The following is a 13,836-nucleotide window of genomic DNA, read 5'->3' on the forward strand; positions in this document are numbered from 1 at the left end:
CCCCTTCCACGTCCCACGTCCTGTTTCCTCTAGGAGTCCGCAGATGATGCTGAGCATCCTCGGCTTTGGCATGGTCATTACGTTCATGTACTTGATCATGAGCAAACGGCTGTCGCCACTCGTTGCCCTGATCACCATTCCCATCATCTTCGCCCTGATCGGTGGCTTTGCCGCCGGCATCGACGAAATGATGCTGGAAGGCATCAAGAAGATCGCGCCGACCGGCGTGATGCTGATGTTCGCCATCCTCTACTTCGGCGTGATGATCGATGCGGGCCTGTTCGATCCGCTGGTGCGGATCATCCTGCGCTTCGTCAAGGGCGACCCGATGAAGATCGTGCTTGGCACCGCCGTGCTGGCGATGCTGATCTCGCTCGATGGCGATGGCTCGACCACCTACATGATCACCGTCTCGGCGATGCTGCCGCTGTACCAGCGGCTGGGCATGAACGCGCTGAACATGACCTGCGTGACCATTCTCGCCGGCGGCGTGATGAACCTGACCCCGTGGGGCGGCCCGACCGCACGCGCGGCCACCGCCCTGCACGTGGATCCGGCTGATGTGTTCGTGCCACTGATTCCATCGATGGTGATCGCCTGCGCCGGCGTGCTGCTGCTGGCCTGGTACCTGGGCCTGAAGGAGCGTCGTCGCCTGGGCGTGGTGACCCTGCCCCAGGGCGGCAGCTGGCTGGACAACAGCGTGTCCGACGACGGCAACACGCTACCGACCGTGGAAGACGCCGAAGACACCAAGCGCCCCAAGCTGCTGTGGGTGAACCTGGTGCTGACCCTGGCGCTGATGAGCGCGCTCATCATCGGTGTGCTGCCGATGCCGGTGCTGTTCATGATCGGCTTCGCCATCGCGCTGGTGATCAACTACCCGAACCTGGCCGAACAGCGCCGCCGCGTGGTCAGCCACGCCGGCAGCGTGCTGTCGGTGGTGGCGCTGATCTTCGCCGCGGGCATCTTCACCGGCATCCTCAACAACACCGGCATGGTCGAGGCGATGTCGCACAGCTTCCTGGCGATCATCCCAGACAGCTGGGGCCCGTACCTGGCGGTGATCACCGCCGTGGCCTCGATGCCGTTCACCTTCTTCATGTCCAACGACGCGTTCTACTTCGGCGTGCTGCCGATCCTGTCCGAGGCGGCCGGCAACTACGGCATCACCCCGGTGGAAATGGCCCGCGCGTCGCTGGCCGGGCAGCCGGTGCACCTGCTCAGCCCACTGGTGCCTTCCACCTATCTGCTGGTGGGGCTGGCCAAGGTTGAATTCGCCGACCACCAGAAGTTCACCCTGAAGTGGGCGATCGCCATTTCGCTGCTGCTGATGATCGGCGGCCTGTTGTTCGGACTCTATCCCTTCACGGCCTGATTCCCTTACCAAGGAGCGTTCTGCAATGACTCTTCGCATCGCCTACGTCACCAGCGGGATGGGCAGTGTCGGCACTGCCATCTGCCAGAGCCTGGCCCGTTCCGGCCATACCGTGGTTGCCGGCTGCGCACCCAACTCGCCACGCAAGGCCAACTGGCTGCGCGAGCAGCACGAACAGGGCTTTGATTTCATCGCCTCCGAAGGCAACGCCACCGATTGGGCGTCGACCACGGCGGCCTTCGCCAAGGTCCGCACCGAAGTGGGCGAGGTGGACGTGCTGGTCAACAACTCCGGCGGCAGCCGCGACCTGCTGTTCCGGCAGATGGCGGTGGAGGACTGGAATGCAGTGATCGCCTCCAATCTCAATTCGCTGTTCAACCTGACCAAGCAGGTGGTCGATGGCATGGCCACGCGCGGCTGGGGCCGCATCATCAACATCGGTTCGGTCAGCGCGCACAAGGGCCAGATCGGCCAGGTGAACTACGCCACGGCAAAAGCCGCGATGCACGGTTTCAGCCGTGCGCTGGCCGCTGAAGTCGCCTCGCGCGGGGTCACCGTCAACACGCTGTCGCCAGGCTACATCGCCAGCCAGGCGATCAGCAGCTTCCCGCCGGACGTGCTGGATCGCCTGGCCGCGTCGGTACCGGTGCGGCGCCTGGGTCGCCCGGAAGAAGTGGCCGGCCTGTGTGCCTGGCTGGCTTCGGATGAAGCCTCCTACGTGACCGGTGCCGACTATCCGGTCAACGGTGGCCTGTACATGGGCTAGCCCTCTCCGCGCAGGGCGTGGGTCTGCTTCCCTCCCCCGGCAGATTCACGCCCTGCGCGGCTTCCCCCACGACGCCGTTCGTTGGTTTTCCGTAAACAAGGTTTCATGTTCCGTTCGCATAGTGGCCGTGCACCACGCCCCCGGGCCGGTGACCATCCCCCATGCAACGGACCATCATGCAGACCCGATACCTGACGATCGCCGTGGCGATCGCGCTTTCCGCCGCCAGCGCCCATGCCGCTGAAGCCACCGACGCCACCGCCGATACCGCGCTGAGCGCGCAGACGCTGGATACCGTCTCGGTCATCGGCCAGGGCGAGACCCGCCAGGTGCAGCGCATCACCACCGTCGACAAGCAGGTGCTGCCGCCGGGTACCAGCGGCCAGAAGATCCTCGACCGCCTGCCCGGCGTGTCGGTGCAGTCCAACGATGCGTTCGGTGCCAACGAGGAATCACAGACCATCAGCCTGCGTGGCTTCGACAAGAGCCGCCTGGGTTACACGCTGGACGGCATCCCGCTGGGCGACAACAGCTACGGCAACTACAACGGCCTCAGCATCGCCCGTGCACTGATCGCCGAGAACCTGGCCGGCGCCGAGCTGTCACAGGGCATCGGCTCGCTGGGCGTGGCCTCGACCAGCAACCTTGGCGGCACCATCCAGTACTTCTCGATGGACCCGTCCACCGAATTTGGCGGCCGCGCCAGCATCACCGTCGGCGATGACAACCAGCGCCGCGGCTACCTGCGGGTGGACACCGGCGACATCAACGGCTTCTCGGCCTACGTGTCCGGCGTGCACCAGGACCAGGACATGTGGGCCGCGCCGTACCAGAACCAGACCACCCGCCAGTTCAATGCCAAGGCGGTATGGAACGTGGGCGACAACCGCTTCGGTGCCTTCGTCGCCACCTCGCGCGCCAGCCAGGCCAACTATGCCTACCTGTCCAAGGACATGCTGGCGCGCGGCCTGGGTTATGACTGGAACATCTATGCACCGGACTGGGATCGCGCCGTCGCGGCTGCATACTGCGCACCGGGCACCTACAACAAGGCACGCTGTGCATTCAGCGGCGGCGTCAACAGCATCGACGATGCCTACTACCAGAGCCGTGCGCTGCGCGATGACAACCTGTACTCGATCGACGCCGACATCCGCCTGGGTGAACAGGGCCGCCTGAAACTACTGGGCTACCACCACGAAAACCGTGGCCAGGGCCACTGGTGGGCACCGGGCCAGCCGTCCTACCCGGGCACCGACAGGATGCTGCCGATCTCGATCCGCAGCACCAACTACACCATCAACCGCGATGGCGTGACCGCTGCGCTGTCGTGGACGCTGGGCATCCACGAACTGGAAGCCGGTGTGTGGTACGAACAGAACGACCATAACGTCTCGCGCAACTTCTACTACATCAGCGGCCCGTTCCTGGACGACCTGTACCTGCAGAACCCGGACCGTCGCCTGTTCAACCAGGACTTCGACATCCGTACCCGCCAGTTCTATGTGCAGGACCGCATGCGCCTCCTCGACCAGCGCCTGACCGTGGACGTGGGTATCAAGAGCCCCAACACGCGCATGACTGCCAAGGCCCAGCCGGGCGTGGAAACCAGCATCGCCTCGGGTACGCTGACCGCCAAGGAATCGGTGCTGCCGCAGCTGGGCGTGGGCTTCAAGCTCAACGCCAACAATGAAGTGTTCGCCTCGTACGCCGAGAACATCGCCGCCTTCGTCGGCGGCGGCAGCGGTGGCCCGCTGCAGGTGTCGCCGGAATCGTTCGCGGCCAGCGCCGGCCTGGAGCCGGAGAAGTCCAAGAGCCTGGAAGCTGGTTTCCGTACCTTCGGCGAGAAATACCAGGCATCGATCGCGGCCTACAACGTGAAGTTCGACAACCGTCTGCTGTCGTTGAACCCGTGCTCGAGCATCGAGGTAGGCACGCGTCCGGAGTGCGTGACGCGCTTCATCAACGTCGGTTCGGTGAAGAGCCATGGCGCAGAGCTGACCTTCATCCTCAAGCCGGTCGATGGCCTGCAGTGGTACAACGCGCTGTCCTGGAACAAGACCACCTACGAGGATGACTACACCTCGGGCGGTGCGATCGTGCCGGTGGCCGGCAAAATCACCGTGGATACGCCGCAGCGCATGGCGTCCAGCGAGATCAGCTGGAACCGCGATGGCTTCTTCGCCAGCCTGCGCGCCAAGTACACCGGCAAGCGGTACTACACCTACACCAACGACCAGTCGGTGCCGGGCGTGACCACCTTCGATGCCGGCGCCGGCTACGACTTCGGCCCGGGCATGGGCCTGCGCAACGTGCGGGTGTCGTTGAACGCGACCAACCTGACCAACAAGCGCTATGCCGGCCAGCTGAGTTCGTTCGCACCGACCGATCCGAAGGGCACGCGGTATGCAATCCATGCGAGTGCGCCGCGGCAGATCTTCATGACGGTGGCGGCGGAGTTCTAAGTCAGAAGCGGGCGCTGCGGCGCATCAGTACCGCAGCGGGGCGAGGTGGGACGGGCCGAGGCAGGACACGCCGCAAGTACGTCCCTGTAGGCTCGGTCGGCGCATCCATGCGCCTCACGGTCCAGCCTCGGCCCGTCCCACCTCGCTCGACGATTTCCTGCGCCGGCGCGGAGGCAATGGAAAGCAAGAGCAAAAGCAAAGAGCCGGGCATTGCCCGGCTCTTTGCTTTTCAAGCTTTTCAAACGCAATCCCTCTGGTGGATTGCTGGCCGTCTAGCGGGAAATTGTCTGGAGCGGGGGGCTTGCGCTGGCCAGGACCGTCCACGGCATGGATGCCGTGGCCGAGCCTACAGGGACGTACTTGCGGCGTGTCCTGGCCAGCGCAAGCCCCCCGCTCTCCCGATATCAATCAAGACGCGACAAGCCGCCAACGCATTTCATTCCGGCGCCAGCTGGTCCATCCGGATGCGGTTGGCGAACAGCGAGAACGCCAGCATGCCGGCCAGGCCGTTGGCCCGGCTCATCCAGTGCGGCAGCCAGCGCGGGGGCTTCAGCACACCCGATTCGAACAACGGGGCGAACGCGATCGCATCGGTCAGGCTCATCTTGCCGGCGAACAACCAGCGGCAGACCTGCAGGCGATCCTCGGCCAGCATGTGGCGGAAGAAGGTATGCACCGACACCAGCCCGCGCAGGTACACCGTGTCCTTGGTGAAGGCCAGGCCCCCACTTGGCGGCACTCCGCGGAACACCCGCTGCGCCGAGGCAAAGCTCTCTTCCGGGTTCTGCCCGGCATCGCAGAAGTAGCGGAACACCTCGATGAAGTCCGCACCTTCGCGCGCCATCGCGATCGCCTCGGTACGCAGGCTGATGCGCTTCAGGCGCTCGATGTCGATGCTGCCGGTGATCTGCTCGGCAAACGTCGCCAGTCCTTCCTGGGTGGCCGTCACCCGTGGCGAGGACAGCGCCAGGCTCGGCAGCACCGGCTGCGCGCGACCGTTCAACGCCGTCAACGAATGCACCAGCGCTTCGTGGTGGAACAGCTGCGCGCGATCGTAGGCGCTGAAACGCGCACTGGTGCGCAGGCGGATGCGGGTCGGTCCGGCAGCCGCCTTCGAGACCAGCTCCGGGTCCAGCTGCACCTGGATGATGCGTGATTCGAAAAACGCATCGAGATCATTCTGCAGCTGCAGCTGCAGGGCGATCGCCGAAACCGGCACCTGCTCTTCCGGTGCCAGCAGTTCGTGATCCAGTTCGGCAGCAATCTGGATGAAGTGGCGCGCCGCATCGCGCGTGCTCGGTCCGTTGCCCGGCAACGGCTGCTCGGGTGACCCGAACAACTGCACCGAACAGGCATCCACGGCTGCGGTGCCGAGGCCTTCCAGCAGCTGCGCGGCCAGATCCCAGCTCTGCGCGGACTGCCGCACGTAATGGCCCAGCGGATGGCTTTCGTCACACTCGGCAGCGAGTGCCGCCAGCGCGCGACGCTCGGCGCTGAAGTCCAGCTTCGGGTAGTCGACCACCGGCAGCGTCGGCTGGCCACGGGCCACGCTGTCCAGGAAGGGTGCCTGCAGTGTCGCCGGCCAGCTGGTCAGGCCCAGCAGGCGGATGCCTCCTACGGCCTCGACCAGGCGCGCATCGAGCGCTGCATGGTGGGCCACGTCACGGTCCAGCGTCGCGGTCGGTTCCATGGGCGGACTATAACGCCCTGCCCGCACGTTGGTAGGTGCCAACCGTGGTTGGCACAGATATGCATGCGCGGAAAGCATCCACGCATGGCGTGGATCTACTGGGCTGCCCCTGCCGTGACAGTGCCAACCAAGGTTGGCAGCCACCATTCTCCAGCCTTAGCGCCGGCGCGGTTTGCCCGCCGGGCGGAACTGCTGGCTCTTGCCCTTCCTGCCACCGCGTTCCTGCGCGGTCTCGGCCTGGCGCACGGCCAGCTTGGCGGCGGCGGCGGCCACTTCTTCCTTCAACTTGAAGTAATTCAGCAGCCGGCTCTCTTCGATCTCGCCGGCATCGATCGCCGCACGCACGGCACAGCCGGGTTCCTGCTGGTGCATGCAGTCGCGGAAGCGGCACTGCGCGGCCAGTGCTTCGATGTCGGCGAAACCGCCTTCGGCCAGCGTTTCTTCGCCGGTCGGCTTCAGTTCGCGCATGCCCGGCGTATCGATCAGGCAGGCGCCCATCGGCAGTGGCATCAGTGCGCGGTGGGTGGTGGTATGGCGGCCGCGCGAATCGTTGGCGCGCACCGTATTGGTCTTCATGCGCTGTTCGCCCAGCAGCGTGTTGGTCAGCGTCGACTTGCCCGCACCGGAAGAACCCACCAGCACCACCGTGCGGCCGGGGCCCAGCCACGGCTCCAGCACTGCAACACTGTCGGCATCCAGGCCATTGATCGCATGCAGGGCGATGCCCTGCATCTCCAGCTCTTCCAGCACCGCCAGCGCATCTTCGCTGTACTCGGTCTGGTCGGCCTTGGTCAGCACCACCACCGGCTCGGCACCGCCACCGCCGACCAGCAGCAGATAGCGTTCAATACGGCGCGGATTGAAGTCCGCATCCAGGCCACAGACGATGAAGACGGTATCGATGTTGGCGGCGATCACCTGCTGGTGGTAATGCTCACCGGCAGCGCCACGCTTGATGGCGGTACGGCGCGGCAACAGGGCAACGATGCGGATGCCATCCAGCAGCACCCAGTCGCCCACCGCCGGCCGTTCGTGGCTGGGGAAGCGCGGGCGCTGCCACTCCGGCAGCGATTCGGCCTTGATCGATGCCTCCGGGCCATCAGCCACCACATAGTGGGTGCGATGCTGCTCGATCACCCGCGCCGGGTGGGCCTCCGGGTGTGCGGCCATCACAGCCTGCCAGTCGGCCTGCTGCGGCGGGCCCGGCCAGGGCCAGCCAATGGTCTGCAGAGCAGTGAAATCGGGGGTCTGGGTCATCGCCGCCATTCTACCTGTGTGGTGCCGCCCAGCCCAATGTTGGCGGGCCCTGCGGCCCTTGCCATGCGCTGCAGCAATTCCGCTACCATGGAAGCCCCATGCCTTTTGCGGCCCACCGCCCATGTCCACTCCCTCGCCCAAACCCCTGGTCATCCGCGAGCGCCTTTCCGAAGTGCGCTACGAAATCCGCGGAGAACTGGCACGGCGAGCCCGGGAACTGGAAGCGCAGGGCCACAAGCTGATCAAGCTCAACATCGGCAATCCCGGCGCTTTCGGCTTCCGTGCACCGGAACACCTGCAGCGCGCGATCGCCGATGACATGGGCCGCACCGATCCGTACACCCACCAGCAGGGCCTGCCGGTCGCCCGCGAGGCCATCGCCGCTGCCTATGCTCGCCGTGGCGCACCGGATGCCCATCCGGACCGCGTGTTCGTCGGCAACGGTGTCAGCGAGCTGATCGACCTGTCGCTGCGTGCGCTGCTCAACCCGGGCGACGAAGTGCTGGTGCCCTCGCCGGACTACCCGCTGTGGTCGGCCTCGACCATCCTCAACGATGGCCGCCCGGTGTATTACCGCTGCGCCGCCGAGAACGGCTTCCAGCCGGACCCGAGCGAGATCGAGACGCTGGTGTCCTCGCGCACCCGCGCCATCGTGCTGATCAATCCGAACAATCCCAGCGGTGCCAGCTACCCGCGCGAGCTGCTGGAGCAGGTGGTCGAGATCGCGCGCCGCCACAACCTGCTGCTGCTGGTCGATGAGATCTACGATCAGATCCTGTACGACGACGCGGTGTTCCAGCCGGTCGCACCACTGGCCGGCGACCATCCCTGCCTGACCTTCAGCGGCCTGAGCAAGGTGCACCGCGCCTGCGGCTGGCGCGTGGGCTGGGCACACCTCAGCGGTGACGACGCGCGGCTGGGCGACTTCCGTGCCGCACTGGACCTGCTGGGCGCGCTGCGCCTGTGTGCCAACGTGCCGGGCCAGTACGCCATCGACGCCGCAGTGAACGGCCCGGACACCATCTCGGAGCTGTGCGCGCCGGGTGGCCGCCTGTATGAAACCCGCCGCGCGGTGATCGAAGCCTGCGCGGCCAGCGAGCACCTGTCGCTGGTTGCCCCCGCTGGTGCGCTGTACGCGTTCCCGGCCGTAGTCGGTGCCGCTGCAAAGGGCTTCGACGATCATAATTTCGCGCTGGACCTGATGAACAACGACGGCGTGCTGGTGGTACCGGGCTCGAGCTTCAACGTGCCTTACCGCCATCACTTCCGCGTGACCCTGCTGCCGGAGGCGTCGGTGATGCGCGACGTGTTCGCCCGTATCGACCGCGCCCTCGCCCGCCGTGCCGAAGACGCCACCAAGGTGGTGCCGCTGAAGCCCCGCCGGTCGGTGGCTTGATCGATGGGCTTGTCGTATCTGGCCCTGGGCGATTCCTACACCATCGGTGAAGCGGTCGCGGTCGACGGCCGCTGGCCGCATCAGCTCGCCGCCGCCCTGCGCGCGCAGGGCATCGCGCTGGGCGACCCGCAGACCATCGCCACCACCGGCTGGACCACCGACGAGCTCGATGCCGGCATCAACGACGTTGCGCCGCAAGGGCCGTTCGACTTCGTCAGCCTGCTGATCGGCGTCAACAACCAGTATCGCGGGCGTCCGCTGGACGAGTACCAGGTGCAGTTCCAGGCCCTGCTGCAGCGCGCGATTGATTTTGCCGGCGGCCGTGCGGACCGGGTCCTGGTGCTGTCCTTCCCGGATTGGGGCACCACGCCGTACGGTGCAGGCAGCGGTCGCGACCTGGGCCAGATCGAACTGGAAACCGACGAGTTCAACGCTGCCGCCGAGGTGATCAGCACCCAGCAGGGCGTGGCCTTCGTCGACATCACCGATATCAGCCGCGACACCGGCGCTGACCCGGCGATGATCGCCGAGGATGGCCTGCACCCGTCCGCACGGATGTACGCGCTGTGGAGCGCGCGTGCGCTGCCGGTGGCCGCACACCTGCTGGGCAGGACGGACTGAGACGATGGACGGCACGCCACGGAACGGCACGCCCCTGCCCTGTTCGCCACTGGATCCCGGGCAGGCGCGCCTGATCGCCGAGTCCTTCCGGCCGATGCAGGCCTGGGGCAGCCGCCGCGATTACTACTACACGCGCGGCAAGCTGGGCAGCGACCCGCTGTATGACGGCGTACTGCAGCACCTTCCCGACGACGGCCAGCCGGTGCTCGACCTGGGCTGCGGGCTGGGCCTGTTCGCGCATGTGCTGCGCCAGCGCGGCCGCCAGCAGCGGTATCTCGGGGTCGACGTGGACAGCGACAAGATCGCCCGTGCGCAGCGCGCCGGCAGTGGCCTGGCCGACGTACGGTTCGACTGTCTGGATGTGCAGGCGCCGTTGCCGGTGCATGGTGGGCATGTGCTGCTGCTGGATGTGCTGCAGTACCTGGACGAAGCGCCGCAACTGGAGCTGCTGCGCGCGGTGAGCGCGCGGGTCGCGCCCGGTGGCCGTCTGCTGCTGCGCACGCCGCTGGCGACCGGCGACCGCCGCGACCGCACCACGCGGGTGGCTGACCGACTGGCCTGGCTGGTCGGCTGGATGGGCACGCGACCTCGCCACTACCCGGATCCGCAGCGGCTGCAGGCCACGCTGGCGGCTGCCGGCATGCAGGTGGCTCCGTTGCGTCCGCTGCATGGGCGCACGCCGTTCAACAGCTGGTTGCTGGTGGCCGAGCGGCCGGGAACTGCGGCCAACGGCTGAGCCCCTCGTGGTGGGCGGCTGTCTACGGGGGCTGCCCGGGCTGGATGGGCTGCGCGGGGACGCCGTGAACCCCTCCTTGGGGGCTTAGCCGCGCCATCCATGGCGCGGATACCCCGCGCAGCCCATCCCACCCGGGCACGGACGGTTTACGGGTACGTCCACCACGGAAGACAGGAGAAAAGCGAAGGGCAAACGCGGGTCGCTTCGCTCTTGCGGCGCTGCGCGCTCGCCGGGCGTGGCCCGGCACTACCGGTCACCTGGCCGGCAGTTCGGCTTTCAGGCCGCGCTCGTCCAGCACCTGCAGCACCCGTTCGATGATGGCCAGGTTGTGGCCATGTGCGGCACCTTCATGCAGCAGCACGATCGCGCCCGGGCGCAGGTCCGGGAGCAGACGCGCCAGCACGCCATCCGGGGTGCAGCCGACACCGTCGTAACCGCGAGCGCTCCAGCCCACGCGCACCAGGCCCAGCTTGCGCAGTACCGGCGCCACGAACGGGTTGGTCATGCCCACCACCGAGCGGTACCAGCGCACAGGTCGCCCACTCACCGCCTGCAGTGCCTGCTGGCAGCCCTCGATTTCCGCCGCCATCGTGCCCGGGCCCAGCCGCCAGAAGCGCGCCTGCGGATGGCTGTGGCTGTGGTTGCCGAGGTCGTGTCCGCGACGCAGGATCTCCTCCACCAAGGCCGGATGCGCCAATACGCGCTCGCCGACCAGGAAAAAGGTCGCCTTCGCCTGGTGCCGGTCCAGCAGATCCAGCACCGCCGGGGTCTGTTCACTGGGGCCGTCATCGATGGTCAACCAGACGCTGTTGCCGGCCGCGGGCAACCGGCTCAGCACCGGCGCATAGAAGCGGCTGTTGGGCAGGAACACCGGCACCATGAACAACGCGTGGCTTGCCACCATCAGGGCCAGGCCCCAGTGCCAGCCCGCCAGCATCCAGACCAGGATCACGGCCAGCTGCGACAGCACCAGCCAGGGCACCCAGCGCCAGGGCCGGGTCGGGATGCGATGCAATGTTCCTGCGTTGGTCATGCCCCATGATGCCATGGGGGGTAGAATTGATGATTCGAATTTTTCGGACCCATGACTGCCATGTCCCTCGATCCCGCCCTGCGTTCGCGCATCGAAACCATCCTCAACGACAACCGCGTCGTGCTGTTCATGAAGGGCCAGCCGTCGATGCCGCAGTGTGGCTTCTCGGCCAAGGCCGTGGGTGCCCTGCAGGACCTGGGCGTGGAGTTCGCCCACGTCAACGTGCTGGCTGACGCGGAGATCCGTGAAGGCATCAAGGCCTATGGCGACTGGCCGACCATCCCGCAGCTGTACATCGACGGCGAACTGGTCGGCGGCAGCGACATCGTGCTGCAGATGGCCGCCAGCGGTGAGCTGAGCAGCGTGCTGGGCCTGGCTGCACCGGACCGCACCCCGCCGCGCATCACCGTCACCCCCGCCGCGGTGGAAATGCTGAAGGGCGCGCTGGCCGATTCGCCGGGTGCGTCGCTGCAGCTGGGCATCGATGCCCGCTTCCAGCCGAACTTCCAGCTGGCCCCGTACGATGAAGGCGCGATCGCCGCCGAGTCCAACGGCCTGCGCGTGCAGTTCGACCTGGCCAGCGCCCGCCGCGCCGATGGCATCACCATCGACTGGGTCGACGACATCCGTGGCAAGGGCCTGGCGATCGACAACCCGAACGCGCCCAAGCCGGTGCAGGAAATCAGCGTGCGTGATGCCGACGACCTGGTGCGTGCCGGCAACGTGATGCTGGTGGACGTGCGTCCGGCCGAAGAACGCGCCATCGCCGCTGTCGGCGTGCCGTTCAAGAGCTTCGATGGCAACGGCCGCGCCGAGCTGGAAGCCCTGCCCAAGGACACCGCCCTGGCATTCCTGTGCCATCACGGTGGCCGCAGCGCGCAGGCAGCGGAGCAGTTCCGTGCGCTGGGCTTCAGCAAGGTGTTCAACGTCACCGGCGGCATCGATGCCTGGTCGGACGAAGTGGACAACGGCGTGCCGAAGTACTGATCGGCGGCGCTTGATACATGGGAAAAACGCCGGCGAAAGCCGGCGTTTTCTGTTGAGCCCATCCACGCATGGCGTGGATCTACTCCTTCCGTGCCCCAAGCGCGGGGGCTGACGTTCCGGTTACCCGGCGAACCCGCCTTCGGCCAGGTAATCCAGTTCTTCCGGCGACGGAATGCGGCCAAGCACCGCATTGCGGTGCGGGAACCGGCCGAAGCGGCGGATGATGTCGCGGTGCAGTTCGGCGTACTGCAGGTATTCCTTGTCACCCAGCACGTCGAACATCGCGACCGAGCGGTCCTGGTCCAGCGGATCTTCGGAGTGCTCGAACGGCAGGTAGATGAAGGCGCGCAGCTTGGGGACCAGCTGCAGGTCCAGCCCCTCCTCGATCGCGCGCGTGGCGTAGTGACGTGCCAGGCCATCGGTGGCATAGGAATGGGCCGTGCCGCGGAAGCAGTTGCGCGGGAACTGGTCCAGCAGCAGCATCAGCGCCAGCGCGCCCTCGGCGCTGCCCAGCCAGTGCTCGCGCGCGCGCGATGCGGCAGCGTGGTGTTCGTCCGCGAACAGCGTACGGAACCGCGCGTCGAACGCATCATCGCGGGCGAACCACTTTTCAGGGCCCGCGTCCTTCCAGAATTCCACCACTTGCGCGGCAACGTCCATCACCTACTCCCCAGGGCCGGCGCGCCGCGCCAGGCCATCATCATCATTCGTCGAAGCGCAGGTGGCGGACCGACTTGCCGTTGCGCCGGATAAGCTTAAGCGCCTCGATGCCGATCTGGATATGGTTTTCCACGAACTGCGAGCTGACCTTGGCGTCGGACGCCTCGGTTTTCACCCCGTCCGGGATCATCGGCTGGTCTGAAACCAGCAGCAGGGCCCCGCTGGGAATGTGGTTGGCGAAGCCGGCAGCGAAGATCGTAGCGGTTTCCATGTCGATGGCCATGCAGCGCATCGCCCGCAGCCGCTCCTTGAAGGCCTCGTCGTGCTCCCAGACCCGGCGGTTGGTGGTGTAGACGGTGCCGGTCCAGTAATCATGGCCCAGGTCGCGGATCATGGTCGAAACCGCACGCTGCAGGGCGAAGGCCGGCAAGGCCGGCACTTCCGGCGGCAGGTAGTCGCCCGAGGTCCCCTCGCCGCGGATGGCGGCGATCGGCAGCACCAGGTCGCCCAGCTGGTTCTTGCGTTTCAGCCCGCCGCACTTGCCCAGGAACAGCACGGCCTTGGGCATCACCGCCGACAGCAGATCCATGATGATCGCGGCATTGGGGCTGCCCATGCCGAAGTTGATCATGGTGATGCCGTCGATGGTGGCGCTGGCCATCGGCCGGTCCAGGCCGATCACCGGCGCCCCGGTCAGCGCGGAGAACGTATGCAGGTAGCCCCCGAAGTTGGTCAGCAGGATGTGCTGGCCGAACTGGTCCAGAGGCACGCCGGTATAGCGCGGAAGCCAATTGTCGACGATGTCCTGCTTGCTCTTCATGGGCGCTCCGGTACGGCGTGGGGCCGATAT

General features: G+C 66.6%; 12 protein-coding genes. 7 read left to right on the forward strand and 5 right to left on the reverse strand.

From position 1 onward, the window contains the following. Positions 1-46 precede the first annotated feature (46 nt). From ACUXVE_RS06845 to ACUXVE_RS06855, 3 genes are all read left to right on the forward strand, one after another. Positions 47-1,375: a CitMHS family transporter gene (locus tag ACUXVE_RS06845; RefSeq protein ID WP_222391103.1), complete on the forward strand. Its 1,329-nt coding sequence runs from the start codon at positions 47-49 to the stop codon at positions 1,373-1,375. 25 nt (positions 1,376-1,400) lie between these two features. Beyond that, positions 1,401-2,141, forward strand: coding sequence for an acetoacetyl-CoA reductase (phbB, locus tag ACUXVE_RS06850; protein WP_222388396.1), 741 nt, complete (start codon positions 1,401-1,403; stop codon positions 2,139-2,141). Between the two features lie 176 nt (positions 2,142-2,317). Further along, positions 2,318-4,606: a TonB-dependent receptor gene (locus ACUXVE_RS06855; RefSeq protein WP_445514069.1), complete on the forward strand. Its 2,289-nt coding sequence runs from the start codon at positions 2,318-2,320 to the stop codon at positions 4,604-4,606. Positions 4,607-5,042: 436 nt separating this feature from the next. On the opposite strand, the gene ACUXVE_RS06860 is transcribed toward ACUXVE_RS06855, so the two are convergent. Both ACUXVE_RS06860 and rsgA read right to left on the reverse strand, forming a co-directional pair. Further along, positions 5,043-6,296 (reverse strand): flavohemoglobin expression-modulating QEGLA motif protein, encoded by a 1,254-nt coding sequence (locus tag ACUXVE_RS06860; protein WP_313250387.1) that lies wholly within the window; start codon positions 6,294-6,296, stop codon positions 5,043-5,045. 156 nt (positions 6,297-6,452) lie between these two features. After that, entirely contained in the window at positions 6,453-7,562 is a 1,110-nt protein-coding gene (gene rsgA / locus ACUXVE_RS06865) for a ribosome small subunit-dependent GTPase A (protein ID WP_445514070.1), read from the reverse strand. Between the two features lie 112 nt (positions 7,563-7,674). On the opposite strand from rsgA, the gene ACUXVE_RS06870 reads away from it, so the two are divergent. Genes ACUXVE_RS06870 through ACUXVE_RS06880 form a run of 3 tightly spaced genes read left to right on the forward strand, consistent with a single transcriptional unit; the run spans position 7,675 to position 10,306 of the window. Beyond that, positions 7,675-8,949, forward strand: a complete 1,275-nt coding sequence (locus tag ACUXVE_RS06870; protein WP_117311357.1) for a pyridoxal phosphate-dependent aminotransferase — start codon at positions 7,675-7,677, stop codon at positions 8,947-8,949. A gap of 3 nt (positions 8,950-8,952) precedes the next feature. Beyond that, the gene (locus ACUXVE_RS06875; RefSeq protein ID WP_222388394.1) at positions 8,953-9,570 is read left to right on the forward strand and encodes an SGNH/GDSL hydrolase family protein; all 618 of its coding nucleotides are present in this window, start codon (positions 8,953-8,955) and stop codon (positions 9,568-9,570) included. A 4-nt stretch (positions 9,571-9,574) separates the two neighbouring features. Further along, positions 9,575-10,306, forward strand: a complete 732-nt coding sequence (locus ACUXVE_RS06880) for a class I SAM-dependent methyltransferase (RefSeq protein WP_445514071.1) — start codon at positions 9,575-9,577, stop codon at positions 10,304-10,306. A 253-nt stretch (positions 10,307-10,559) separates the two neighbouring features. Here the strand turns inward: ACUXVE_RS06880 and ACUXVE_RS06885 are convergent, their stop codons facing one another. Beyond that, positions 10,560-11,339 carry a polysaccharide deacetylase family protein gene (locus ACUXVE_RS06885; protein ID WP_445514072.1) on the reverse strand — a complete coding sequence of 260 codons (780 nt, stop codon included), beginning with the start codon at positions 11,337-11,339 and terminating at the stop codon, positions 10,560-10,562. Positions 11,340-11,399: 60 nt separating this feature from the next. On the opposite strand from ACUXVE_RS06885, the gene grxD reads away from it, so the two are divergent. Next, on the forward strand, positions 11,400-12,326 hold the full coding sequence (grxD, locus tag ACUXVE_RS06890) for a Grx4 family monothiol glutaredoxin (protein ID WP_025874107.1): 927 nt from the start codon (positions 11,400-11,402) through the stop codon (positions 12,324-12,326). Between the two features lie 120 nt (positions 12,327-12,446). Here the strand turns inward: grxD and ACUXVE_RS06895 are convergent, their stop codons facing one another. Next, positions 12,447-12,986, reverse strand: a complete 540-nt coding sequence (locus ACUXVE_RS06895) for a DUF924 family protein (RefSeq protein ID WP_032975420.1) — start codon at positions 12,984-12,986, stop codon at positions 12,447-12,449. Positions 12,987-13,029: 43 nt separating this feature from the next. Further along, complete coding sequence (locus tag ACUXVE_RS06900; RefSeq protein ID WP_093817982.1) at positions 13,030-13,806, reverse strand: AMP nucleosidase; 777 nt, start codon at positions 13,804-13,806, stop codon at positions 13,030-13,032. Positions 13,807-13,836 lie beyond the last annotated feature (30 nt).

It is taken from the genome of Stenotrophomonas sp. 3(2025), from assembly GCF_052665395.1.